This is a genomic window from Sphingomonas folli (assembly GCF_019429525.1).
Taxonomy (GTDB): Bacteria; Pseudomonadota; Alphaproteobacteria; order Sphingomonadales; family Sphingomonadaceae; genus Sphingomonas; species Sphingomonas folii.
Genome location: NZ_JAHXZL010000013.1, coordinates 62,262 through 84,334 on the forward strand (window position 1 = coordinate 62,262; position 22,073 = coordinate 84,334).

Genomic DNA, 22,073 nt, shown 5'->3' on the forward strand with positions numbered 1-22,073 from the left:
TCGGCCGGGCGCGCCGGCGAACGCGCCCTCGATCCATCCGATGGGCGGCTGGGGGGCCGATGCGTCAGTACGCCGCGTTCATCAGTTACAGCCACGCCGACACCGCGACGGTGCGCTGGCTCCACCATCGTATCGAGACCTACCGCCTGCCGCGCGCCCTGATCGGCACCGACTCGGCGTTCGGCCCGGTGCCGCGGCGGCTGCCGCCGGTGTTCCGCGACCGCGACGAGCTCCCCGCCAGCGGCGACCTGGGCGGCGAGCTGCGCGCCGCGCTCGCCGCGGCGCGCTGCCTGATCGTGGTGTGCAGCCCGCGCGCGGCGCGGTCGCGCTGGGTCAACGAGGAGGTGCTCAGCTTCAAGCGGCTCCACGGCGAGGGCCGCGTGCTCGCGCTGATCGTCGCGGGCGAGCCCGGCGACCCGGACAACGAGTGTTTCCCGCCGGCGCTGCGCTGGCGCATCGGCGCCGACGGCACGCTCGGCGACGTGCCCGCCGAGCCGATCGCGGCGGACCTGCGCCCCGGCAAGGACGGCCGCCGCCTCGCCGCGCTCAAGCTGATCGCCGCGCTGGCCGACGTGCGGCTCGACTCGCTGGTGCGCCGCGACGTCGCGCGGCGCCAGCGCCGGCTGATGTGGGTCACCGCCGCCTCGGTGGCGGTGGCGCTCGTCACGGTCGGGCTGGCGGTCTATGCCGAGGGGCAGCGCCGCGTCGCCGAGCGCCAGCGCCGGCTCGCCGACCGCAGCCTCGAGTTCCTCATCGGCACCTTCAACATCGCCAACCCGGCGACCGAGAACCCGCGCACGATCACCGCGCTGACGGTGCTGACCCGCGCCAGCCGCGGCGCGCGCGCCGAGCTGGCCGACGAGCCCGCCGTGGGCGCGCGGCTGCTGCGCGCCACCGGCGAGATCTACGCCAACCTCGGCCTCGCGCGCGAGGCGACGAGGGACCTGCGCGCGGCGCTGGCGCGGCTGCCGGCGCGCGGCGAGCAGCGCGCGCTCGCCGAGCTGGGCCTGTCCCGCGTCGCCTATGAGCGCGGCGACGCCGCCGGGGCACGCCGCGCGCTCGACGCCGCGGCGGCGGCGATAGACCGACGCGCGCGCTACGCCCCGACCATCGAGGCGGCGGTGGCGGAGGCGCGCGGCCAGGCCAAGGTGCTGGGCGGCGACTATGCCGGCGCGGTGCATGATCTCGCCGAGGCCGCGCGCCGGCGCCAGGCGCTCGACGGCGACCAGCGCGAGGCGCTCGGCGGCGTATGGATGAAGCAGGCGATCGTGCTCGTGCGGCTGCGACGCTACGCCGAGGCCGATCCGCTGTTCTCGCGCGCCGTGGCGACCTACGCCGCGAAGTTCGGGGTCGACCATGTGCTCACCGCGCGCGCGCTACAGAACCGCGCTTTCGCCGACTTCGAGAGTGGCCATGTTGCCCTGGCGCAGCAGCGCATGGCACAGGTGCTGCGCATCTACGACCGCGTGCTCGAACAGGACCACCCGACCGTCGCCGCGGCGCGGATCCTGATGGGACGCATTCGTACCGCCAATCGCGACTATGACGGCGCGATCGCGGAGCTGGACCGCGCGCTTACGACCTATCGCCGCCTGTACGGCCCCGCCGCGCCGGCGGTCGGCGACGCGCATTTCTACGCCGCCGAGGCGGAGGCGGCGGCGGGCCATACCGACGCCGCGCTGCGCCACGTCACCGCGACCCGGTCGATCTACGACACGGCCTATGCCGCGACCGACCCCGACCAGGTCGAGGTCCGCCTGCTGCGCGCGCGCGTGCTCGCGGCGGGCGGCCGCGCCGCTCTGGCCGCGGCGGCCTGCGACGACGCGCTCGCGCTGCAACGTCGCATCGACCCCGCCGCGACCGCGCTGGCCACCGCGCGCGCCGGTTGCGGCGCCGGCAAATAAAAGCGCGGGATGGCAAGTTTTTACCTTTTGGCGGCGCGCCGTCTCGCTATGCATTAACCAACACACGCGGGGGGATGTCGCGATGAACAGGGGAAGAGCGCTCGCGGTCGCCGCGGCGGCGGGGCTGATGGCGGCGGCGGTACCGGCGCGCGCGGCGCTGGTCGAGACGGTGACGGTCAGCAACGGTCTGGGATACACGTTCAGCGCCGACGGCTCCTTTCCCAGTCGCGCGCCCGGCGGGACGCGCGAGCAGGTCTTCACCGGGCAGCGCGCGCCGACCCAGTCCGATCTCGGCGTCGATCTCGTCGGCGAGGCGGGCTCGGGCAGCTTCTACTTCCTCCACAACGATTATTGCGTCGGCGGCTGCGCCCTGGCCTCGAGCACGGTGATCACCTTCAGCGTGACCAACACCGGCACGGACGCGGTCGACCTGCGCTTCGACTCGCTGATCACGCCGGGCCATCTCGCCATCGTCGACGGCGCCCCCGGGCGCGGCGGCTTCTCGTTCAGCGTGACCCAGCGCACCGCCGGGCAGCAGGACGCCACCCTCTACTCGGCGTTCGGCAACGTCAGCGACGAGGAGGTCAGCGTCGGCGACGGCAATTTCAACGGCGAGCCCTTCCGCGGCCAGACCTTCACCGACTACGGTTTCGGCCGCGTGCTCGACTGGAGCACGACCCCGCTCAACCTCGAGCTCGGCTCGCTCGCCGCGGGCGCGACCACCGAGGTGGAATATAACGCCTCCTATTTTGTCACCGCCTTCGGCGAGTGCAGCGACATCAACAGCTGCAACGGGCTCCAGGTCGTCTTCGGCGATCCGCGCAACAATGGCAGCGTCTCCAGCTTCGCGCGTGGCCTCGCGATCGGCGATCCGGTGACGCTGATCAACCGCGAGTATGACGCGGTGGAGGTGCCCTATGCCTTCAACCTCTCGGGCAGCCCTTTCCCCGAGCTGCCGCCGGCGCAGGGGCCAGTGACCTACGACGGCGCCTATGACCCGCTCAAGCTCGGCGCGGTGCCCGAGCCGGGGACGTGGATGACGCTGATCCTCGGCATGGCGCTGGTCGGCGGCGCGCTGCGGCGCGACCGGCGCCGGCGCGCCCTTGCCGCCTAGAGTGAGATCCGGCGAAAGCCGGAGCACCGGGACCGCGAGGATGGCGCTCGGCCCTGGGCTCGTTCGTGGGCGGGACCACGCCGGTGGTCGGCCGTGCGAACGCCTCGTCGCACGGGCAGGCACGGCGCGCGATCCGTTGACCTCTCGGTAAGGTCTCCGGCCTAGCTGGCGCTGCGGGGCACGGAGGCGCACTTGGCAATCTTGGACTCACTCGCCGGCTTCATCGACAACGACGGTCTGGCCGAGACCTTCGCCGCCAAGGCGGAGGATCCCGCCAAGGCGCGGCGCCCGCTGCTCGACGGCATCCGCCGCGCGCGCGAGCAGTTCGCCGCGCGCACCGCTGACGGCGCCCGCGTCGGCAGCCGCTGGTGGCAGGTCCAGAACGGCGTGGTCGCGCTCACCGTCAGGATCGGCGGCGACGTGCTGCCGCTCGGCGGTGCCCCCACCAACCATATCCCCGAGGGCGTGTTCGCCGCGTTCCTCGAGCGGCTCGAGCAGGCGGTCGAGGCGGGCGAGCTCGACGACGCGCTGCGCGCGCGCCAGGCCGAGCGCGCGCGGTCGACGCGCGGTGCCGAGCCGGCGCGCCGCCGCGTACCGGGCGAGCGCCACCCCAGCAACGACCGCGAGGACTGGGACGGCCTCACCTGGGCCGAGCGGCAGAAGGTCAACGCCTTCTACCGCGACGGACGCAACCCCGACGGCAGCCTCATCGCCACCGCCGGCTACAGGCCCGACGCGCCGATCGCGGGCTGAGCGCCGCGCGGCATCATATAGTCGCGCGTGATCGGCAGCGCCTCGCGCCGCCGGGTGAGCTGGATCTGGTAGTTGAGATGCCCGTCATGGCGGAAGGCGACCAGCGCGCCCGCCAGATAGAAGCGCCACATGCGATAGAAGCGCTCGTCGTAGAGCGCCACGATCGCGTCGCGCGCCGCCTCGACGCGCGCGAGCCAGTGATCGATCGTCAGCGCATAGTGGAGCCGCAGCGTCTCGACGTCGGTCACCCATAGCCGCGCGTCCTCCACCGCCGGGGTGATCTGGCTGAGCGCGGGGACGTAGCCGCCGGGGAAGATGTAGCGCGCGAGCCAGCGGTCGGTCGCCGCGGGGCCGTCGGCGCGGCCGATCGTGTGGAGCAGCATCACCCCGTCCTCGGCCAGCAGCGCGCGGCACTGGCGGAAGAAGGCGCGATAGTGCGGCGGCCCGACGTGCTCGAACATGCCGACCGAGACGATCCGGTCGAACCGCCCGCGCACGTCGCGATAGTCGAGCAGCTCGAAGCGGACGTGCTCCTCCACCCCGGCCTCGCGCGCGCGGCGACGCGCGACCGCGAGCTGCTGCTCCGACAAGGTGATCCCCAGCACCTCGACGCCCGCGACGCGGTGCAGGTGAAGCGCCAGCCCGCCCCAGCCGCAGCCGATGTCGAGCACGCGATCGCCCGGGCGCAGCGCGAGCTTGTCGGCGATGTGGCGCAGCTTGGCCGCCTGCGCCTGCTCCAGCGTGGCGTCGGGCGGGTCGAAATAGGCGCAGCTGTAGTGCAGCTCGGGGTCGAGGAAGAGCGCGTACAGCTCGGTCGAGAGGTCGTAATGGTGCGCGACGTTGCGGCGCGCCCGGCGGCGCCAGTTGGCCGCGGTGAGCAGCGCGCTGCGGCGCCACGGCCGCCACCAGCGCAGGTCGGCCGCGGCGTCGTCGTCCCATCGGGTGTTGCGACCGATCAGGTCGAGGAAGCCGCGGATGTCGTCGCCGTCGATCACCATCCGACCGTCGACATAGGCCTCGCCGAACGCCAGCGCCGGGTCGAGCGCGGCGCGGCGCGGCGTGGCGTGGTCGAGGAAGCGGATCGTGGCGTCGACCGCGGCGGGGGCCGGCGCGCCGAAGCGGTGCGTCCGGCCCGCGGCGTCGACGACGAGCAGGACACCGCGCCGGATCAGTCGGTGCAGCAGGAAGGCGAGCAGCCGCATCGCCGGAGGCTAGCCCCACCGCGCCGCCCTGCCAACGTGTCGCGTCCGCCGCCACGCCACGATCGTCGGCGCGGCGCGTCACGGCTGGCGCCGCGCGCGCGGCGGTGCCAGAACCGGGGCTCAGGCAAGGGGGAGGTGAGCGATGCGAGCGATCGTCCGCAGGTTCGTCGTCGGCGCGACGGCGCTGCTGCTCACCGGCGCTGCCCCGCCCGGCACGCCGGGTGCCACGTCGGTGGTGAGCGACGCGGCGGTGCGCGCGCAGGTCGCGGCGATGCTCGCCGAGATGCGCCCCGACCAGGGGTTCCTGTGGCGGCCGCTGGTGCGGGACGGCGCGCGCGTCGCCGCGATCGAGGTGTGGAAGAAGCCCGGGCGTCCCGCTGTCCACCCCGCCGAGGCCGAATATGCCATCGTGCTCGAGGGCGCGGGGACGCTGGTGTCGGGGGGCACGCTCGTCGCCCCGGCGACGCGCCGCGACGGCATGGTCGAGGGCGAACGGATCGCGGGCGGCAGCACCCGGGCGCTGGCGCGCGGCGACGTGCTGCTGATCCCCGCGGGCGTGCCGCATTGGTTCGGGATCACGGGCGATCACCTCGTGCTGCTCGGCACCAAGCTGCCGGCCGACCGCTAGCGCGGGCGCGTCGTCGCCCGCCGCTTGCGTCGCGTCGCGCGGGGCGCCACGGGCGTGCCGATGGACGCCGACCCCGACCTGGAGACCGCGCTGCTCGGCCCGCTGGTGGCGCACCGGACGTGCGGCGACTGCACGGTCTGCTGCACCGTGCTGAAGGTCGCCGCGCCCGACTTCAGCAAGCCGGCGGACACGCCCTGCGCGCATCTCGGCGCGCAGGGCTGCACGATCCACGCGGCGCGCCCCGGCATCTGCCGCGACTGGTTCTGCGGCTGGCGCCGCGTCGCGGCGATGCCCGAGGCGGCGCGGCCCGACCGCTCGGGGTTGCTGGTGTCGCTCGGCTTCGAGCGTGCGCCGCGCAACTGCCTCGAGGGGGTCGCCGTCACGGTGCGGCGGCTCGAGGGCAGCGGCGCGATCGAGGACGGCACCGCCGCCGCCGTGCTGGACGCGCTGTGCGATCGCCTGGTCCCCGTGTGGTTCAGCGACGGCGCGCGCAAGATGCTGATGCACCCCGACGAGGAGGTCGCCGGCCACGTGCTGACGGGCACGCCGCCGCCCGCGCCTCTCGCCGCGGAGGTGGCGGCGTGGCGCGCGCGCTACGCCGCGTTCGCGGCGCCGGACGCGACGCGCTAGAGGCCGATCCATCTGATGTGAACCAGCGGCGTGCTCCTGCGGACGCCGTAGCACGGATCAAGGGAGGTGGAGCAGACCCTGGCCGCCCGGCGTGGCCGTGGCGCCGAGTTGCACGTTATTTCCTCACCCACGTTACTGATCGCGTCGGCGGACCGGTGTATCCCCTTCCGCATGGTGTACCCGACCTGCCCGATCGCGCCCCGCGCACCGCGCCCCGTCCCGCGCTCCAGGCCATGATCGGGCCGCTGCGTCCGCGACGCGGCGCGCGATGAGCGCGCCGGTCGCGCTGTCGCCCGCGCAGGTGGTGCTGGTGCGCGCCAGCTACGCCGCCATCGCCCGGCAGGAAGAGGATTATGCCGCGCGCTTCTATCACCGGCTGCTGGAGCGCCACCCCTTCACCCGCGCGCTCTTCCCCGACGACATGGCGAAGCAGATCAGCGTGTTCCGCCTCACCATCGACGCGCTGATCGTGCAGCTCGACCAGCCCGGCGGGTCGTGCGCGGCGCTGGCGGAGCTCGGTCGCCGCCACGTCGGCTACGGCGTGCTGACGCGGCATTACGACTATGTCGGCAGCGTGCTGATCGACACGCTCGCCGAGATGGCGGGAGACCGGTTCGACGCCGACACCCGCGCCGCCTGGGAGACGCTCTACGCCGGGGTGACGCACGCGATGCTCGAGCCGACGGGCGTCACGGACACGCGCCCAGCCCAGGCCCATCCAGGCTGAAGCGGGCGAGCGAGCCGGCGCTCTGTCGCACGGCGCCGGATGCCTTGACTCGGGGCGTCCGCGTGCCGACCTTCGCCCGGGCAGGAGGACGGCGATGGTCGAGGCTCGATGGAACGGCGCGCTGATCGCGCGCAGCGACGACACCGTGGTGGTGGAGGGCAATCATTATTTCCCCGCCGAGGCGGTCGACGCGGCGCTGCTCCGGCCGAGCGCCACGACCAGCATCTGCCCGTGGAAGGGCACCGCGCATTATCACAGCCTGCACGTCGACGGCGCCGACAACGTGGATGCCGCCTGGTATTACCCCGATCCCAAGCCCGAGGCAGCCGCGATCCGCGGGCGCCTGGCGTTCTGGAAGGGTGTGACGGTCGGCTGATCCCCGCGCCCCGGCGGTCGCGGGCCTGCCGGCGCCGGAACCCGCCCCCCGTCGGCGCGAGTGGGAGGGACCGGGCGCGGCGCGAGGGTCAGACCCGCTCGAGCATCAGCGCGACGCCCTGGCCGACGCCGACGCACATGAAGGCCATGGCGTAGCGCCCGCCGACCCGTTGGAGTTCCTCCGTCGCGGTGAGCGCCAGCCGCGCGCCCGACATGCCGAGCGGGTGCCCCAGCGCGATCGCGCCGCCGTTGCGGTTGACGCGCGGGTCGTCGGGCGCGACGCCCAGGTCGCGCAGCGTCGCGATCGCCTGCGCGGCGAAGGCCTCGTTGAGCTCGATCACGTCGAGCCGGTCGAGCCCCACGCCGGTGAGCCGGCACAGCTTGCGCGCCGCCTCGATCGGCCCCGCCCCCATGATCCGCGGCGCGATGCCCGACAGCGCCAGCCCCAGCACGCGCGCGCGCGGCGTCAGCCCGTGGCGCGCCGCCGCCGCCTCGCTCGCCACCAGCATGGCGGCGGCGCCGTCGTTGAGCCCCGAGGCGTTGCCCGCGGTCACCGTGCCGTCGGCGCGGACCACGGGCGTGAGCCGCGCCAGCGCCGCGAGGCTGGTCGCGCGCGGGTGCTCGTCGGTCGCGACGACGACCGGCTCGGCGCCGCGCCGCGCCACGGTGACGGGCACGATCTCGGCCGCGAGCCGCCCGCTCGCGATCGCCGCCGCGGCCTTCTCCTGGCTGGCGAGCGCGAAGGCGTCCTGCTCGGCGCGCGACACGCCCCATTGCTCGGCGACGTGCTCGGCGGTCTGCGGCATCGTGTCGACGCCATAGGCCGCGCGCATCGCCGGGTTGATCAGGCGCCAGCCGAGCGTGGTGTCCTCGAGCTGCTGCGCGCGGTCGAACGCGCCCGCGGCCTTGCCCATCACGTAGGGCGCGCGGGTCATGCTCTCGACCCCGCCCGCGATCGCCAGCGCGGCGTCGCCGCAGCGGATCGCCTGCGCCGCCATGCCGAGCGCGTTGAGCCCCGAGCCGCACAGGCGGTTGACGGTAGCTCCCGGCACGGTCTCGGGCAGCCCGGCGAGCAGCACCGCCATGCGCGCGACGTTGCGATTGTCCTCGCCGGCCTGGTTGGCGCAGCCGAGCAGCACGTCGTCCACGCCCGCCCAGTCGACCGCGGGGTTGCGCTCGACCAAGGCGCGCAGCGGCACCGCGGCGAGATCGTCGGCGCGCACCGCCGCGAGCGCGCCGTTGAGCTTGCCGATCGGGGTGCGCACCGCGTCGCAGAGGAAGGCGTCGGGCATTGGGTCGTCCTGTTCCGGCGTGGCGAGGCCGTGCGGATCGCGGGTCGACTCGCCCGGCGATCTTTGGCGCCAAACGCGGGCATCGGCAACGCGCCGGTGTCGCCCGGGGGAGCACGATCGCGTTCGAGCGCGCGACGCTGCGGCTATGCCCCTGACGTAGCCGGATGATTTCAGTTGAGTAGCCGTTAACTAAGCGTAGCATCGACGCCGCCCGATGGTCGGGCGGGAGGATGTTCCGATGCGTTCGCTCTCTATCGTCGCCGCGGCCGCGGTGCTGCTCGCGGGCACGACGCCCGCGCTCGCCGCGCCGTGCAAGGATCCCAAGACCGGCAAGTTCGTCAAATGCGCCACCGCCCCCGTCAAGGCGACCAAGTGCAAGAACGCCAAGGGCCAGTTCGCCAGATGCGGCACGCCCGGCGCCAAACCGGCCTGAGCGCGCGCGGCGGGGGTCCTCCGCCGCGTCGCCGCCGCCGCGGATATGAGCATGTGTGTGTCACCGAATTTTAAGGTAAGAAGTTCAGCCCTATCTCATCGGGGATAGGAGAGAGATGGTCGAGATCGCCGCCCGGGTCTATCGCACGCGTCGCGCCGGAGAGCGGTACGACACCGAGGCGCGCTCGACCTTGCGCGGTGCCTCGCAGGTGCCGCTCGACGTACTGCTCGACCAGATCTCGCCGTCGGGGTGCCATATCGTCACGGCGGAGGATGTCGCGGTGGGCGAGTGGATCTCGCTCGGCATCGCCGGGCTGGGTCGGGTCGAGGCGCTGGTGGTGCGCAGCACCCGCACCGGCTATGGCTGCGCCTTCATCAGCCACGTCCCGCCCAGTCTGCTCGCGCGCGTCGGCGAGGACACGCCGGTGGTCGCGCTGTCCGACGACCGCCCGTCCCAGGTCGCCGACCCCGACGCCGCCGTGCCCGCGGTCGACAAGCTGCCGCTCCGCACGCGCTTCCTGCTGATCATGGGCTTCTGCGCGCTGGCGTGGGTCGCGATCGTCGCCTCGGTCGCCCTCATCGTCGCGATCTGAGCCGGCCGGCGGGCGCGAGCGCCGCGATACGGGCGATGCGCCCATAAGGGAGGGACGCGGCGCGCGCATCGGGCCCGACGGACCCGTCGCGCGAGCGTGCGGCGTCGGCGCGGACGGGGATGGGGCGAGCGATGGTGCGACGGCCGGCGATCGTTGGGCGGGTAGGCGCGCTGCTCTGCGGCGCCCTGCTGGCAGCGCTCGCCGCGCCGGGCACGGCGCAGGTCGGCGACTCGCGGATCCAGTCGATCCCCTATCGCGACGATCAGGTCGTCCGCGTCCGCGCCGCGCCGGGCTATGAGGTGACGATCGAGCTCGCCTCCGACGAGCGGATCGTCGACGTCGCGCTGGGCGACGGCACGGCCTGGCAGGTGACCGCGAACAAGGCGGGCAACCTGTTGTTCGTGAAACCGCTCCAGCTGAACGCCCCGACCGACATGGCGGTCGCGACCGACGTGCGGCGCTACCAGTTCGAACTGGTCGGCGTGGCGGAGCCGGGCGGCGACCTGCCCTTCGCGATCCGCTTCCGCTATCCCGCGATGGCGGGCACCGATGCGCCGTCCGGCCCCTCCCCGGCGGGGGCGGGGGCGATGATCGCGGACTATCGGCTGAGCGGCAGCCGCGCGCTCTACCCCGCGGCGATCAGCGACGACGGCGCGCGTACCTTCATCGACTGGCCGGCGGACGGGCCGCTGCCGGCGGTCTACCGCCGCGAGCGCGGCACCGAGACGCTGCTCAACGGCAACATGCGCGGCCGGTTCTTCGTGCTCGACGAGGTGGTACGCGAACTGGTGTTCCGGCTCGACCGGCAGAGCGCGCACGCGGAGCGACTGCCCCCCGCCCCCGCCCCCGCCCCCGCCCCGTCGGGCCCGCTGCGACGCGGCGATGATCGTCACCCCGCCGCTCGCTGATCCGGCCGCGGGCGCGCCGCTGGCGCGCGCGGCCGAGTGGGTCGGCGCGGTCGCCACCGGCGACGTCGCCACCGCCGCGGCGACGCTGGCGGTCGCCGCGCTCGGGCTGCTGCTGCTGCAAGGGCGGCTGCCGCTGCGCCGCGCCGCGCGCGCGGCGCTCGGCTGTTGCCTGATCTTCGGTGCCGGCCCGGTCGGGGCGGGGCTCCTGCGCGTCGCCGCCGCGGCGGCCGAGCGCGAGGCGGTGGCGGACGGCTCTTCCGCGCCGCCCGCGCGGCTCGTCGCGCCCGCGCAGCCCGAGGAATATGACCCCTATGCCGGCGCGGCGGTGCCGGTGCGGTGAGGCGCGACATCCGGCGAGATCACCGGGAGCGGCCTGACGGGCGGGCAGGACCTCGGTTCCCGCGTCCTCGGGCGGTACGTCGATGTACGGCACTGCCGCGGACCTCGCGCGAGAGCCGCGAGAGGCCGGTGACGACGCGACCGCGGCCATGCTGGGCAGCCCTTCGCTGGTCGCCCCTCGCTCCGTACACGATCAAGCCGGGTGGCCATCGCCGCGGCGGCGAAGTCGTCCTGCGCTGCCCCCGGCACCGGCTCACCCCCGCACGTACCTGAAATACCAGATTTTAGTGGCTAATTCGCTTTGAAGCTGCGGAAAGCCTCGTGTTTCACATCGCTGATGACGGCACAGAGGACTGCTAGCAATCACCGAGTAAGCACCGCCGCTACGCTCGCGTGAGGTGCCCGCTTGGGCTGGTCCAAAGTCCTGGGTTGAAGCTCCATGCATCAGCTTCGCCGACCCGCCGCCCAGTCCGCTTCACTCAGCGCGACTCCGCGGCCGGCTAGCGATCCCGCAAGAGTCGCTCGATTTTTCATGAAGGGGCTTTGCTGTGCACCGCCCGCGCCAGCGGCGTGCTTCGCTCGTGCGGGAGTAGGGAAGCTAGCCAAGCATTCACTTGGAAGCCGCTGACGATACGATCGAGTCGGCACGAGAAAGGATCGCGGAGGGGAGTGCTTTTTCTGCCAACCCAGCGAAGCAGCCGACCAAGAAGGCGACTGACCCAGAGCTCAAGATTGCGGAAGCCTGGAAGTGCCCGACTTGGATGTTGGCTATTCCGGTGCTGAAGGTCAGCGCAAGGACAACGGTTAGAACGCCAGTGAACACGAGCCGGAGCGGAGGATCGATCTTGTCCTCTTCCAACATCACGAGGTCGGAGAAAGAAAGCGTCACCTTCCTCGTCGCAAAGGATGCCCAAGTGCCCGCCATGCAGCCAGCCCACACCAGGAAGAGATTTTTGTAGACGTAGGTAGCACTGGCGGCGAAGTCTTTAAAATACCAACCTAAAGCCTGCACAAGTCCGAGCGCAACGCAGGCGCAACCCGCCAATGCTAGCGCCCACAACCCGAGCGTGCGCATATACTGGTTCTTGACAGGTCCAGCTTCCCGAGCAGTAACGTCGGCCTCAAGCGATCGGAGTGCATCCGCAGCTATCGCGGGTGACGCATTGCGGCCAACAAGGCCAACTTGAGCTAAAGCTAACAGCTTTGAGAAAGCCTCATCGAACTTAGAACGGTCGGCGGGAGCGTGATAGAGCCTCTTAATAACACTTAGAACCCGTTCGACATCGTTTTTCAGAACACGTTGCTCAAGTGGCGCCCTGTTATCGTGCACTCGAAAGTTAATGTCTGAGAACCCATCCTCGCCCACGCGAGGTTCGACGCCCCAGAAGGACACCACGTCAACCGGTGACTGCTTTAGGTTTTCTGCATCCGCCACGTGCTGGGTGTTACCGGCCGCAACACCCGCAGGTTCCGCCACCCGGACTAGTCATCCGCGTAGCCGCGAATTCGCTGTCTTGGATGCCCTTTCGCAGCGTCACGACATCCAGTTCTTGGAGCTCGGCCAAAATAGCGTCTTGGTTCGAAGTACGTTGAGCATAGGGTGTGCTCTCGAGCTTTACTCGCAGTGCCTTCAGGTTAGGTGGCAGAGCCATCGCGTGTCCTTTCCGGTTACCCGACTCGGGCACCGGCGAAAAACTCGCACATCGCCTCGTATGTGGGAAGTCGCCGGAAGCGGCTCCTAGGTGTCGGTTTTAGCTCCACTCTGGTCGGAAACGGCTAGGAAACGAACATTGCCTCTACGATCGCCTGCATGAGAACACCACGCGGCACCGGCACGCTGACCGACGTGTACCCGGCGTTCTGAGCTCGACGCGGTCCGTACAACCCGATCCACGAGCGCCCATGCTGCCGCCAAGCACGCTGTAGCGCTGGCACCGGCATAAGTACGCACGTCGCAGTTGGGGCGTGAGCGTAAGCGATGAAGTCGGCTGCCAGCGGCTTCTGCACCCAGCCAGGCGACTTACGCGCCTCGTCCGACCACCGCTCGAGCAGCACGTCGGGCCAATCCTCGGTGCGGATCTTTTCGTCGACCGTGTAGGTCCGGCCACACGCGAGCGTCAGCAGTCGATCGATGCCGCCTCGCTGCGCCCAGCCGTCATGCTCAACAGCGACCGCGGACATGAGCGTCGGGAACGCTCGCCGGTAGATCGGCAGCCACCAGTCAGGCCCGTAGCTCGCCGCCACCGCGTGGCTGTCGTGGAAGCGATGCACGCGGGAGAAGCTCGACGTGCGGGTGTGGCGCGCGACGGGCCGGTGAGCGATTGGACGCGGCGACGCCGGCTGCCATTCTGCGGTGCTATACGTCACAGACGTCCTCCCGATCGTGGGTCTCCTCGTCATCCTCACGCAGGTCCTCAAGGTCGGCATCGCCATCGAGCTCGTCCATGCGGTCGATCAGGCGCTCGGTGAGGCGAGCCAGCTCGGCGCGTGGCAGGGACGGGATTACTGCGAGAAGGGCTAGCGAGCCGGCCAAATGGCTCCTGCGGCTCCACTCGCGCCGGCGGCGGCGAGGCCAGGATCGCGGTGCGTTGGACACGGCCGGTGATGGCGTCGTCTGCCTCACCGCTTCCGCTCCATCCAACGCACGACGACATGATCCCACCACGCCCAGAGCGTCAGCAGGCCGGCTGCGTAGGCAAGTCCGTAGTTGGCCCGCCACGCGAGGACGAACAGCGTCGTCCCGCCCACCAGCATGCCGAGCATCTGGGCCAGCCAGCAAAGGCGGCGCTTGGTCACCCGACGTACCCCAGCTGCTTGCGCTCGATAGCGGCCTTGATCGCCTCCTGCCGCTCGGGTTGAGCGACGATCTGCGCCATCAGCGGTGTGAGATCGCCGGTGGAGCACTCCTGTACCACCAGCCACAGCTTGCGGCCTGAGGCGAGCGCGTAGCCGCCGCCGATCCCGACAAGCGTGTTGAGCCATGCCGCGGGATCGAAGGGGGTAGCCGAAGACGTCCCCGTGTCGCTGTCCGCGATCATGCGAGGGCACTCGCCTGACCAGCGGCCGCGAGCCGCACCGCGTCGTCGAGCGTCTGCTTCAGGAAGCTGTGAGCATAGCTGGCGACGAAGCCCTCTTGGTCGGGCTGGAACAGGTAGCCGAGCTTCCAGGCAAGCGCTGGGGCGTTCGGAGCCGGCATCTGGAGCAGGCGGTTGAGCGCCAGCCACTCCGCTTCGTCCTGGCCCTCGACGTCGCGGACGAGCTCGTACTCGCGCATCGCGCTATCCCACTCAGCTGGGCTCGTGACAGGAGTGAGCAGCCGGCGGACGTGCGCCAGCAGGCGAGCGGCATTGTCGTCGTCGATGGTGTTCGCGCCATCGTCGGATAGGTGCTCGACCCAGCGGCCGAAGTCGCCCCACGAGGTAGGCGTCGCCGCATCTGCTGCCCTGCTGGCCGCGATGAGGCGCTGCACCTCCGCTTCGTACTGGGCAGGGTCGTCCTGCTCGAGCGTGGCGGGGAGTGAGCTGAAGCGCGCAACCGCTGCTGCGTTGGCAGCCATCGCCCCGTCGAAGGAGGTCGTTGCGCTCGCCGCCACCGGCTTCGTGTGCATCTGCATGGGTCAGTCCTCCACGACGTCGATGCCGCTGAGGGCGTCGACCTGCTGCTGGATGCGGGTGAGGTGCTCCTCGGCCATGTGGATGAGGAGCAGAGCGTGGTTGTGCCGCGTCCGCTCGTCGCTGCTCTCTGGAAGGGCGCTGAGCAGCCCGCCAGCGCCGATGGCGTACAGCGCCGCCAGAGCCGACTCGACGCCGTCCTGGAGCAGCTCCTCGCGCTGGATCCGATTGTCGGTTGCAGTCGCCACGGTCACGCCTCCATCGCTTCGGCGAGGCTGTCGACGCGCGACAGGCCAAGGTGCGGCTGGAACTGGTAGAAGCGGTTGGTCGAGGGCTGCCACAGCGCCCAGATGTCCGGCCGACCGTCACCCGGCGTTGCGACGCGCGCCTTGACGACGAGTCCGCGGACGAAGCCGACGTTGACGACCTGGCCGATCTCCCAGCGCTGCTTGGCGCGCGGAGTCGCGTGGCCGTTGTAGAGACCGCCGCCGCCGACGCGGGGCACACGATACATGGGGTTGGCCGGGCGCACGCCCAGCGGTACGGTGTTCATAGCCAATCACCTCTAGTCCAGGTGCTGCGGTGAGAGCCGGGGTGAGGCTGCAACCTTGCCTCGGCTCGTAGTTTCTGATAGCGATAAATCAGAATGAGCGCAATAGCTGATAGCGACAAAAAGCGCGGGCGGGGTCGTCCGGAAACGGGAATAGGCCCGGCGATCGGCCTGCGCCTGCATCCTGAGCTGTCGGCTGATCTAGACGCGTGGATCGCGTCATTGCCTGAGCCGCGACCGTCGAGGCCAGAAGCTATCCGCAAGCTGCTGCGCTCGGCGCTCGATCAGGCTGGCTCGTGATCTGGCTGCGTCTGCTTCTTCCCTCGTCCTAGTTGCGCCTTGCCTCTGCGGAACCGCTTATAGGCTTAGGTCTGCAACGAGCTGACTGGAGAGCGACTGGTGTAAATGCTATAGCAAATAAGCTAAAGAGAAAGAACGTGCTGCCTAAGGATGTCGACGGTCTGCGTGAGGCCGTCAGCTTCCATCTCAAGCAACAGGTCTTCCGCCGTCTTCCCTGGCCTCTTAAATCGTTCACGCATCTTGCGAATTGCCGCGACAGCTCGACCGGGATCCAAAGCGATCGTATCGGCGATAAAGGAGTCGGCAGACCGAGCTTCAAGGTTAAGCCTTGAGAGATGACTTTCTGGAAAATCCTTGAGGTTCTCTGTGACGATTGTGGCCGCCTGCGTTTTCAATGCAGCAGCAAGAACGTGAGCGTCGCCGGCATCCGGGAGATCTTCACAGGAAGGCAAGAAAAGGTCGTAGTCGCTTACGACCGCCTCCTCAAAAGCGATCTCCATCGCCTTCCGGGCTCGCTGTGCGCGATCAGCTGAGTCTAACACGCCCTTCCCAGTCAGGATCTTTTCGATCGCCGCCTGGGTTTCATCCAGAACCTTTTCCGACCATCGCACACGGAAGAACTCCGCTTCGGCGAGGGACAGGAGAAGGTTGCGCTTCAGCGTGCCAGCAAGGGTGCACGCATCTATGAAAGCGGTGTACCGATTAGCGAACACGGCTCAGAGATGCTCAGCATCCAGCTCCGCCAGTGCGGACAGAGCCTTGCCGCGCTTCTCATCACGCTCTCGCTTATACCGGAAGAGGTCCTCTGCCTTGATACGGCGGTGGCGCCCTACGGTATCAAACTTGATCGCCTCCTTCTCAAGGAGGGTGATGAGAAACGGACGCGAGACGTTTAGAATGTCAGCCGCCTGCTGGGTGGTCAGCATCTGACTCACCGGCACAAGCGTGACCGCATCACCACGCCCCACATGACGCAGCAATTCCATCAGAAGCTTCGAAAGCCCTGGAGTCAGGGTCACCTCGGTCGGCTTCTTATCGTCTAGAACACGTAGCGTCGCTCCCCCCGCGGCCTGCGAGGCGAGAATACGACGCAGCTGATTAGCGGCCGCCTTCTCACTTGCGGAAGGCAGGCGGCTGCCGAGCTCCTCGGCAAAGGCGGGCAATGTCATGAGGGGGGCTCTCCGTTGCCGATCCATCTAGTCGATATTCGAAATAAACGCAACTAGTGAAATGGCTATAACCGAAGCGAGTTCCGGGTCTACCAACGGGACAAACACCGAAACTGATAACCCAACAACCAACCTGGCATATGGGAACCGGCGACGAACGGACCAACGAAAAAGGCACCCCGCCGAGACCGGTGGGGTGCCTTTGGTCAGGCTGATGGGACTCGAACCCACGACCTCTCACCCCTCAAGGGAGCGCGCTACCGCTGCGCTACAGCATCGCTTACGTGGGGCGGGCCACACGGCTCTGCAAGAGCTGCCGAAGGCTCACCCGACTGCACCAGGACGTCCAGCTCATTCCGGGGTTGGGCCACCCGGCATGCTCTCCTATTTTGAAGGCGATGCCCATATGGATCCCGCTTATGGGCGCGCTGATGGCGTACTGGTGGCTACCGCGCCGCAGCCACCGGCTTATCGTCATCGGCGCGCTTATCATCGCTGCCACCTCGCTCTGACGCCAGCGAGCGGGTGGTGGCGCTCTCCGACAGGTAGCGCTGCAGCTGCTGGACCTCGCCGCGGATCGCCGGCTGGCGCACGGCCAGATTGCTCAGCTGCCGGATGTGAGCGGTGATCTGCGCCGGCGTCGTCGTGCTTGGAGCGCGCCCCAGCCAGCTGACGAACTGCGGGTTGGTCAGGAGTCGTGCCGACAGGTTGAGCGCTGCGGCCTTCGCCGTCCCCGCCGCCACCGCGCCAACAGCAGCGCCACCCGCTCCGCCAGCTGCATAGCCCCCGCCAGCGCCGAGCAGGCTCAGTCCGCCGGTGAGCCAGCGATCGTAGTTGGCCACTTGCCCCGATCGCGAGCGATTGAGGCTGTTGCCCGTGTCGCGCTTGGCCGTAGCGATGTGGATCAGGTCGTTGAGCGCTTCGGCGCCGTCGCGGCCGAACACCGTCTCTCGGGCCGCGGCTGGCATCTTCTGCGCCTGGGTGACGAAGCGAGCCGCGGAGAAGTCGTCCTCGGGCGTGCGCCGGCCCAGGTTGCTCGCGATCGTCGTGGCGACATCGGCGCGCTCGTCCGGGCTCAGCCCGCGCATGACGCCGGCAAGCCGCTCCCGGTCTCCTCGCTCACCTGCCAGTGCCATGATCCGCTGGTAGGTCTGCTCGCCCGACATCGGCTGATCGCGAGGGCCGGTGTAGTGCTGCACTACGTCGCGGATGTAGCGCTGGCGCTGGGCATAGTACTGGTCGGCACGGCGGTACGCGGCGGCGGCGCGAGGATCCGTGCGGTTGAGGGCGTCCGTGATGTCGGACGAGGCTGCGTCGATGACCTCGCTGACACGCCGCTCGGCGTCGGTCATGGTCAGGTTGCGAGTGCCGATCTCGCCTCGCATTGCGGTGCGCAGGTTGCGGATAGAGGAAACTGCCAAGCTCCGCGGGGTAGCGGTGCCGTTCGCGTTGGTGGTCACGAGATCGCCGCGCAGATCCTGCAACAGGTTCAGCAGGCCGCGGTTGGCGTTCGGCATCTGTGACAGCTCGGCGATGTTGCGGTCGAGCACGTCGACTGCGTTCTGCGACTGCACCGTCGTCGTGGGCGCCAGGCGCTCGGCGTCGGCGTACAGGTCGTTCTTGATCTGCCGGGTACGCTCGATCATGCGCCGACCCGCATCCTGGACCGTGGATCCGATCGCCTCGGGCGACTGAGCGGTACCACCGCCTACCCGGCCGGCGGCGGCCTCAAGCGCGTCGTTGCCCGTCGCAAGCGCGTTCTGGATCGGGCCTGAGCCGCCGGGAGAGGCCTCCAGGAAGGCGAGCGCATTGCGGGCACCGGGCCGCAGGTCGGCAGCGTTCATCGGCACGCCCTGGCGCTCTCCTGCCTGTGCAAGAGCATTGGCCTCGACTCGCCCCGCCGAAGGACCGGAGCGGAAGCGCGAGATGGCGTTGCCGACCACCGGGGCAGCTCGGCCGAAGGCATAGCCGCCGAGCGCACCAGCAAAGCCGCCGCCGAGTGCACCGGGCACGCGCTCAAGGGCGTTACCCTCACCGGACCCTAAGCCGTAGGCCGCTCCACCGATGCCGCCGACTCGGGCAAGCTCAGCGGCAGAGCGCGCACCTGCGCCGAACGGGATGGCAGCGCCGCCGAGCACCTGACCGGTCAGACGGGCGTAAGGGTGGTTCTGCTCGTCTCCGGCCTCAATGCCGCGATTGCGGATGATGTTGCGCCCGAGCCGATCGGTGAAGCTGCCGTCGCCACCGTCACCCGCCAGCGTGTCGACCACGCCGCCAAGCTCATCCAGGGCGCCGAACGTGACCGTGTCGCCAACGCCACGACCGAAGGCGCCGACCATGCCGTCCCCGTTGTCGATCGGCTTCACGGGCGCGTCAGCATCGACCTCGGGCAGAGGCGCATCTTCGCCGAACCGAGCCTTGTAGGCGGCACGGTAGCCCTCGCTGCTGCGGTCGCCGCCGAACACACCGGCAAGCTGCTCCTCTACCGTGCTGCGCTCATACGCGTCGCGGTTCGGGAAGGTCGTCTCGGTGCCATCAGGCATGCGGACGGCGATGGACCCGTCAGAGCGCTGCTCGGGCTTGCCGCGCTCCTTCAGGCCCAACGCGTAATCCGTCACGCTGTCGACACTGAGCGACCGCACCTGAGCGTTGCGCTTGGCGGGGTCATAGTCACCCAGGATCGCCGTTACAGCTTCAGGCGTGTAGCCGTTGGCACGGGCAAAGGCGACGCGGCGGTCGAGCATCTGCTGCGCCAGGTCGCGGCGGCGGCTCAGGTTCTTCCTGATCTCGCTGGCGGTCATGTTGGGGATGATCGAGGTTGCCGCGTAGGAGGCCTGTTCGCTCGGCGTGAGGCTGGCCCCGAACAGCGCATTGCGGGCCACGTTGTCGCTCGAACGGAAGTCCGACCACCAGTCACGCTGCCCCGGCGTGCCGGTGCCGAACACGCCCTGTGCGGTGTTCTCGAAGCCCGAGCCCGGGCCAGAGAAGTCGTCCTTGAACGCGTTCACGGCCCGGTCAAATCCGGCGAAGGCGTTGACCTGCTCCTCGAGCTTCGTCGCCGCGGCGTCAGGCATTGGCTTGAAGCCGCCGGCGGGAGCGATGTTGCCGGCGGTACGCAGCTTCTCGTATTCGGCCCGGTGCTGCTCGGGCAACGCGCCGCGACGTGCGAGCTCCTGGAGGATCTGACCACGGTCGGGCATCACTGCGTCCCCAACATGTTGAGAAGGTCGTCGGTGGAGAGCGAGGCGATGTTCGCGCCGTCCCCGCGCTGATAGCGCCGCTCGGACCGGCGATCGGCTGACCAGCCACGAGCGCTGGTGTCGCGCTGTGCGCGGTCCGTGATGGCGACGCGCCGGTCATCACGCGCATTGTCGATCTGGTCATCACGCTGCTGCCAAGCGAACTTCTGCTCGTCCAGGTGCTGCGACAGCGCGCTCTTGATGCCGAGTGAGTGGGTGATCGCGGCGCCAAGGGCCTCGTCGGTCGGATCGAAGCCGTCGATCTCATCGTCGGAGAAGCCCGCGCCCTTCAGCTGCCGGCGGAACTGGTCGATGACCCCGCGCCGCTTCTCCAGCGGAACCTGCCGAGCGGCGAACGCCGCCGCCGCGAAGGTGTCTGCTTCGTACGCCAGCTGCTTACGATGCTGCTCCTGCAAGTCCCCGATGCGGGGCACCAGCGTGGACGCCAGCTCAGGGTCGAGCTGGTACAGGTCGGCGACCGTCTTGTGCTTTACAGGCGCGGTCACGACGACATCGCCGTCCTGGCCGGCGGCGGCCGGATCCGGAGCGGTCGACCTCGTTCCACCAAGGCTCAGGCCCGCGAGGACGTCGGGGACCATCGCACGTGCCTGATCCTTGCGCAGCGCGTCCTGCGTTTGCCGAGCTGCGACGGCGCGCTGGCGCTCGTTGGTCGACAGCGTGGCATAGGTGTCCGGGTCGACCGCCGCCAACGGCGCGAGCGCATCCATGGACGGGGCCGCGGCGTACTGGCTGAGCGCGTCCTGCCGGGCACGAGTGAGCGCGTTGCGACGGCCCGTCTCGAACCCCTGCATCACAGCGGCGCCAACATCGGGAGCGCGCTGGAGGACGGACCAATCGATTTGGTATCCCATGTCGCTCAGCCCCACGGGTTCTGATTGAAGTAGTTCAGGTTGAGCGCGCCCAGCGCGTTGTTCGCCTGGTTGCGGATCGTGCCGCCGAGCGCGTTGTCGAAGCCGCGCTGATACGACGACCCGCTGAGGTAGTTGCCTGCAAGGTTGCCGAGCCCAGCCAGCGCGTTCTGCTGAGCGCCAGCCCCGTACAGAGCCGCCTGAGCCTGGGCGCTGGCCGCCCCCTGGTTGGCATTGGTGACGTTCTGCACGTAGCTCGACCCGGCGCCGGTCACTGCGCCTAACGCGTTCAGCCCGGCGCCCTGCTGATTGGACAGCATGCCGACGTACTGCCCGAAGTTCTGATTGTTGTAGTCGGTGCCGTACTGAAGCAGTCGCTTCTGCGCGGCGCCGCTCTCGAGCGCACCCTTAGCCGCGTACCCGGTGTTAATCGAGTTCTGCCCTTCCTGAAGGCCAGTCTGATAGCCGGTCGACCCGCGCCAGGCGGCGAGCGCGTCGTTAGCGGCGCCAGTGTTGCCACCGAGCCCGAGTAGCGCATTGATCTGGGCACCAGCAGCGTTGCCGCGGTCGACGGTGGGCTGAGCGAGCCCGACGTTCTGGTTGTAGATCGACTGAGCGAGCGCCCGGTCCTGCGATGCCGATTGAGCAGCGATGTTCGCCGCCTTCTTGGCGCCCTTGCCGCCGGTGATGCCACCGAAGATGCTACCAGCGGCGCCGATCGCGGCGACGGCGAGCGGCGCGACCATTAGTGCGCCTTTCCGGCGCGGTAGGCCTTGATGCGGGCAAGCACCGCGTCCTTGATGCCGTCAGCCTGGAGCCGAGGCAGGATCTGCATCAGCCCGGCAACGGTGTCCGGTGAGCGCCCCTCCATGTCCATGTGCTCGGCGATCATGATGGCGTTGGCCATCGCGTCGATCGCCTGCTCACGGTAGCCGAGGGCGAGAGCTCGAGTGGCGAAGACGGCGTGTGCGCTGATGATCGCCGTCTCTAGCGCGACGGTCTCTTCGATCATCTGATCCTGGCGCTCTTGCTCGGTCATGGGCTCTTCCGCTGTGGACAGGAAGGCGCCATCCGGGCCGATCAGTTGGAGACGATGCCGGAAAACTAGGCAGAGTTATACTAGGCGGATGCCTCCGCTGGTCGCTGCTTCGCCGGCAGGCGGATCCGGGCCAACCGGCCGCCGCGACCCTGGCTGTATGCGCCTAGCGTCACCAGCCCTGCGGCTTCGGCTTGCTTGACGTACCGACGCACCGTCCCGGCGTCCGTAATGCGGAGCGCTGCGCAGATCGTCGAGTAGCTCGGCGGTGAGCCAGTGGCGGCGGCGTGCTCGTGGCAGAAGTTCACAACGTCCAGGAACCGGCGGCGGCGAGGCGTGCGGGTTGGCATGCCGCTGAAGTGCGGCAAAGCGGCGTTATGGAATAGTAGGCGGATCTGTTCG

27 protein-coding genes and 1 tRNA gene are annotated in these 22,073 nt (G+C 69.7%); 12 read left to right on the forward strand and 16 right to left on the reverse strand.

All coding sequences use genetic code 11. From position 1 onward, the window contains the following. Positions 1-59: 59 nt before the first annotated feature. The 3 genes from KZ813_RS17720 (at position 60) to KZ813_RS17730 (ending at position 3,771) form a co-directional block, all read left to right on the forward strand. Positions 60-1,904, forward strand: coding sequence for a toll/interleukin-1 receptor domain-containing protein (locus KZ813_RS17720; protein ID WP_219756319.1), 1,845 nt, complete (start codon positions 60-62; stop codon positions 1,902-1,904). 82 nt (positions 1,905-1,986) lie between these two features. Next, a complete protein-coding gene (locus KZ813_RS17725) occupies positions 1,987-3,018 on the forward strand; it encodes a PEPxxWA-CTERM sorting domain-containing protein (RefSeq protein WP_219756320.1) in 1,032 nt (343 codons plus the stop codon). 192 nt (positions 3,019-3,210) lie between these two features. After that, entirely contained in the window at positions 3,211-3,771 is a 561-nt protein-coding gene (locus tag KZ813_RS17730) for a hypothetical protein (protein WP_219756321.1), read from the forward strand. On the opposite strand, the gene KZ813_RS17735 is transcribed toward KZ813_RS17730, so the two are convergent. Next, positions 3,741-4,973, reverse strand: coding sequence for an SAM-dependent methyltransferase (locus KZ813_RS17735; protein ID WP_219756322.1), 1,233 nt, complete (start codon positions 4,971-4,973; stop codon positions 3,741-3,743). The two genes, KZ813_RS17730 and KZ813_RS17735, sit on opposite strands and share 31 nt — an antisense overlap. Positions 4,974-5,115: 142 nt before the next feature. Between KZ813_RS17735 and KZ813_RS17740 the strand changes: the two genes are divergently transcribed. The 4 genes from KZ813_RS17740 (at position 5,116) to KZ813_RS17755 (ending at position 7,334) form a co-directional block, all read left to right on the forward strand. Continuing rightward, the gene (locus KZ813_RS17740; protein WP_219756323.1) at positions 5,116-5,601 is read left to right on the forward strand and encodes a cupin domain-containing protein; all 486 of its coding nucleotides are present in this window, start codon (positions 5,116-5,118) and stop codon (positions 5,599-5,601) included. A gap of 60 nt (positions 5,602-5,661) precedes the next feature. Beyond that, positions 5,662-6,231, forward strand: coding sequence for a YkgJ family cysteine cluster protein (locus tag KZ813_RS17745; protein ID WP_219756324.1), 570 nt, complete (start codon positions 5,662-5,664; stop codon positions 6,229-6,231). Positions 6,232-6,499: 268 nt separating this feature from the next. Beyond that, positions 6,500-6,958, forward strand: coding sequence for a globin domain-containing protein (locus KZ813_RS17750; RefSeq protein ID WP_219756325.1), 459 nt, complete (start codon positions 6,500-6,502; stop codon positions 6,956-6,958). Positions 6,959-7,052: 94 nt separating this feature from the next. Continuing rightward, on the forward strand, positions 7,053-7,334 hold the full coding sequence (locus KZ813_RS17755; RefSeq protein ID WP_219756326.1) for a DUF427 domain-containing protein: 282 nt from the start codon (positions 7,053-7,055) through the stop codon (positions 7,332-7,334). An 88-nt stretch (positions 7,335-7,422) separates the two neighbouring features. On the opposite strand, the gene pcaF is transcribed toward KZ813_RS17755, so the two are convergent. Next, complete coding sequence (gene pcaF / locus KZ813_RS17760) at positions 7,423-8,625, reverse strand: 3-oxoadipyl-CoA thiolase (protein WP_219756327.1); 1,203 nt, start codon at positions 8,623-8,625, stop codon at positions 7,423-7,425. 238 nt (positions 8,626-8,863) lie between these two features. Here pcaF and KZ813_RS17765 point away from each other — a divergent pair, with 238 nt between their 5' ends. The 4 genes from KZ813_RS17765 to KZ813_RS17780 all read left to right on the forward strand — a co-directional run bounded on the left by KZ813_RS17765 (position 8,864) and on the right by KZ813_RS17780 (position 10,898). Next, complete coding sequence (locus tag KZ813_RS17765) at positions 8,864-9,058, forward strand: hypothetical protein (protein ID WP_219756328.1); 195 nt, start codon at positions 8,864-8,866, stop codon at positions 9,056-9,058. Between the two features lie 115 nt (positions 9,059-9,173). After that, the gene (locus KZ813_RS17770) at positions 9,174-9,650 is read left to right on the forward strand and encodes a PilZ domain-containing protein (RefSeq protein ID WP_219756329.1); all 477 of its coding nucleotides are present in this window, start codon (positions 9,174-9,176) and stop codon (positions 9,648-9,650) included. A 131-nt stretch (positions 9,651-9,781) separates the two neighbouring features. Further along, positions 9,782-10,558, forward strand: coding sequence for a TrbG/VirB9 family P-type conjugative transfer protein (locus tag KZ813_RS17775; RefSeq protein ID WP_219756330.1), 777 nt, complete (start codon positions 9,782-9,784; stop codon positions 10,556-10,558). Then, positions 10,533-10,898 (forward strand): TrbC/VirB2 family protein, encoded by a 366-nt coding sequence (locus KZ813_RS17780; RefSeq protein ID WP_219756331.1) that lies wholly within the window; start codon positions 10,533-10,535, stop codon positions 10,896-10,898. The genes KZ813_RS17775 and KZ813_RS17780 overlap by 26 nt, the downstream gene beginning before the upstream one ends. Before the next feature lie 609 nt (positions 10,899-11,507). Here the strand turns inward: KZ813_RS17780 and KZ813_RS17785 are convergent. Together KZ813_RS17785 and KZ813_RS17790 are read right to left on the reverse strand one after the other, a co-directional pair. Beyond that, a complete protein-coding gene (locus tag KZ813_RS17785) occupies positions 11,508-12,332 on the reverse strand; it encodes a hypothetical protein (RefSeq protein WP_219756332.1) in 825 nt (274 codons plus the stop codon). A 341-nt stretch (positions 12,333-12,673) separates the two neighbouring features. Then, positions 12,674-13,264 (reverse strand): hypothetical protein, encoded by a 591-nt coding sequence (locus tag KZ813_RS17790; protein WP_258046927.1) that lies wholly within the window; start codon positions 13,262-13,264, stop codon positions 12,674-12,676. A gap of 16 nt (positions 13,265-13,280) precedes the next feature. Here KZ813_RS17790 and KZ813_RS17795 point away from each other — a divergent pair, with 16 nt between their 5' ends. Further along, positions 13,281-13,418 (forward strand): hypothetical protein, encoded by a 138-nt coding sequence (locus tag KZ813_RS17795; RefSeq protein WP_219756333.1) that lies wholly within the window; start codon positions 13,281-13,283, stop codon positions 13,416-13,418. Between the two features lie 98 nt (positions 13,419-13,516). Here the strand turns inward: KZ813_RS17795 and KZ813_RS17800 are convergent, their stop codons facing one another. The 12 genes from KZ813_RS17800 to KZ813_RS17855 all read right to left on the reverse strand — a co-directional run bounded on the left by KZ813_RS17800 (position 13,517) and on the right by KZ813_RS17855 (position 21,674). Further along, positions 13,517-13,693, reverse strand: a complete 177-nt coding sequence (locus tag KZ813_RS17800) for a hypothetical protein (RefSeq protein WP_219756334.1) — start codon at positions 13,691-13,693, stop codon at positions 13,517-13,519. Further along, on the reverse strand, positions 13,690-13,935 hold the full coding sequence (locus KZ813_RS17805) for a hypothetical protein (RefSeq protein WP_219756335.1): 246 nt from the start codon (positions 13,933-13,935) through the stop codon (positions 13,690-13,692). Before KZ813_RS17805 ends, KZ813_RS17800 begins: the two co-directional genes overlap by 4 nt. Then, positions 13,932-14,510: a hypothetical protein gene (locus KZ813_RS17810; RefSeq protein WP_219756336.1), complete on the reverse strand. Its 579-nt coding sequence runs from the start codon at positions 14,508-14,510 to the stop codon at positions 13,932-13,934. The genes KZ813_RS17805 and KZ813_RS17810 overlap by 4 nt, the downstream gene beginning before the upstream one ends. A gap of 3 nt (positions 14,511-14,513) precedes the next feature. Next, positions 14,514-14,756, reverse strand: a complete 243-nt coding sequence (locus tag KZ813_RS17815) for a hypothetical protein (RefSeq protein ID WP_219756337.1) — start codon at positions 14,754-14,756, stop codon at positions 14,514-14,516. Between the two features lie 2 nt (positions 14,757-14,758). Further along, entirely contained in the window at positions 14,759-15,061 is a 303-nt protein-coding gene (locus KZ813_RS17820; protein ID WP_219756338.1) for a hypothetical protein, read from the reverse strand. 419 nt (positions 15,062-15,480) lie between these two features. Further along, on the reverse strand, positions 15,481-16,071 hold the full coding sequence (locus tag KZ813_RS17825; protein ID WP_219756339.1) for a PIN domain-containing protein: 591 nt from the start codon (positions 16,069-16,071) through the stop codon (positions 15,481-15,483). A gap of 3 nt (positions 16,072-16,074) precedes the next feature. After that, positions 16,075-16,527 carry a helix-turn-helix domain-containing protein gene (locus tag KZ813_RS17830; protein WP_219756340.1) on the reverse strand — a complete coding sequence of 151 codons (453 nt, stop codon included), beginning with the start codon at positions 16,525-16,527 and terminating at the stop codon, positions 16,075-16,077. 203 nt (positions 16,528-16,730) lie between these two features. Beyond that, positions 16,731-16,805: transfer RNA gene (locus KZ813_RS17835), tRNA-Ser, on the reverse strand. A 168-nt stretch (positions 16,806-16,973) separates the two neighbouring features. Further along, positions 16,974-19,727: a hypothetical protein gene (locus KZ813_RS17840; RefSeq protein WP_219756341.1), complete on the reverse strand. Its 2,754-nt coding sequence runs from the start codon at positions 19,725-19,727 to the stop codon at positions 16,974-16,976. Beyond that, on the reverse strand, positions 19,727-20,578 hold the full coding sequence (locus tag KZ813_RS17845) for a hypothetical protein (RefSeq protein WP_219756342.1): 852 nt from the start codon (positions 20,576-20,578) through the stop codon (positions 19,727-19,729). Before KZ813_RS17845 ends, KZ813_RS17840 begins: the two co-directional genes overlap by 1 nt. A gap of 65 nt (positions 20,579-20,643) precedes the next feature. Next, positions 20,644-21,381 (reverse strand): hypothetical protein, encoded by a 738-nt coding sequence (locus tag KZ813_RS17850; protein ID WP_219756343.1) that lies wholly within the window; start codon positions 21,379-21,381, stop codon positions 20,644-20,646. After that, positions 21,381-21,674 (reverse strand): hypothetical protein, encoded by a 294-nt coding sequence (locus KZ813_RS17855; RefSeq protein ID WP_219756344.1) that lies wholly within the window; start codon positions 21,672-21,674, stop codon positions 21,381-21,383. The genes KZ813_RS17850 and KZ813_RS17855 overlap by 1 nt, the downstream gene beginning before the upstream one ends. Between the last annotated feature and the right edge of the window lie 399 nt (positions 21,675-22,073).

What these genes read in the sequence shown, in the direction of transcription:
- KZ813_RS17720 (WP_219756319.1), top strand. Translation starts at nt 60, where the DNA reads ATGCGTCAGTACGCCGCGTTCATCAGTTACAGCCACGCCGACACCGCG.
- KZ813_RS17725 (WP_219756320.1), top strand. Translation starts at nt 1,987, where the DNA reads ATGAACAGGGGAAGAGCGCTCGCGGTCGCCGCGGCGGCGGGGCTGATG.
- KZ813_RS17735 (WP_219756322.1), bottom strand. Translation starts at nt 4,973, where the DNA reads ATGCGGCTGCTCGCCTTCCTGCTGCACCGACTGATCCGGCGCGGTGTC.
- KZ813_RS17740 (WP_219756323.1), top strand. Translation starts at nt 5,116, where the DNA reads ATGCGAGCGATCGTCCGCAGGTTCGTCGTCGGCGCGACGGCGCTGCTG.
- KZ813_RS17745 (WP_219756324.1), top strand. Translation starts at nt 5,662, where the DNA reads ATGGACGCCGACCCCGACCTGGAGACCGCGCTGCTCGGCCCGCTGGTG.
- KZ813_RS17750 (WP_219756325.1), top strand. Translation starts at nt 6,500, where the DNA reads ATGAGCGCGCCGGTCGCGCTGTCGCCCGCGCAGGTGGTGCTGGTGCGC.
- KZ813_RS17755 (WP_219756326.1), top strand. Translation starts at nt 7,053, where the DNA reads ATGGTCGAGGCTCGATGGAACGGCGCGCTGATCGCGCGCAGCGACGAC.
- pcaF (WP_219756327.1), bottom strand. Translation starts at nt 8,625, where the DNA reads ATGCCCGACGCCTTCCTCTGCGACGCGGTGCGCACCCCGATCGGCAAG.
- KZ813_RS17765 (WP_219756328.1), top strand. Translation starts at nt 8,864, where the DNA reads ATGCGTTCGCTCTCTATCGTCGCCGCGGCCGCGGTGCTGCTCGCGGGC.
- KZ813_RS17770 (WP_219756329.1), top strand. Translation starts at nt 9,174, where the DNA reads ATGGTCGAGATCGCCGCCCGGGTCTATCGCACGCGTCGCGCCGGAGAG.
- KZ813_RS17775 (WP_219756330.1), top strand. Translation starts at nt 9,782, where the DNA reads ATGGTGCGACGGCCGGCGATCGTTGGGCGGGTAGGCGCGCTGCTCTGC.
- KZ813_RS17780 (WP_219756331.1), top strand. Translation starts at nt 10,533, where the DNA reads ATGATCGTCACCCCGCCGCTCGCTGATCCGGCCGCGGGCGCGCCGCTG.
- KZ813_RS17805 (WP_219756335.1), bottom strand. Translation starts at nt 13,935, where the DNA reads ATGATCGCGGACAGCGACACGGGGACGTCTTCGGCTACCCCCTTCGAT.
- KZ813_RS17810 (WP_219756336.1), bottom strand. Translation starts at nt 14,510, where the DNA reads ATGCAGATGCACACGAAGCCGGTGGCGGCGAGCGCAACGACCTCCTTC.
- KZ813_RS17820 (WP_219756338.1), bottom strand. Translation starts at nt 15,061, where the DNA reads ATGAACACCGTACCGCTGGGCGTGCGCCCGGCCAACCCCATGTATCGT.
- KZ813_RS17830 (WP_219756340.1), bottom strand. Translation starts at nt 16,527, where the DNA reads ATGACATTGCCCGCCTTTGCCGAGGAGCTCGGCAGCCGCCTGCCTTCC.
- KZ813_RS17840 (WP_219756341.1), bottom strand. Translation starts at nt 19,727, where the DNA reads ATGCCCGACCGTGGTCAGATCCTCCAGGAGCTCGCACGTCGCGGCGCG.
- KZ813_RS17845 (WP_219756342.1), bottom strand. Translation starts at nt 20,578, where the DNA reads ATGCAGGGGTTCGAGACGGGCCGTCGCAACGCGCTCACTCGTGCCCGG.
- KZ813_RS17850 (WP_219756343.1), bottom strand. Translation starts at nt 21,381, where the DNA reads ATGGTCGCGCCGCTCGCCGTCGCCGCGATCGGCGCCGCTGGTAGCATC.
- KZ813_RS17855 (WP_219756344.1), bottom strand. Translation starts at nt 21,674, where the DNA reads ATGACCGAGCAAGAGCGCCAGGATCAGATGATCGAAGAGACCGTCGCG.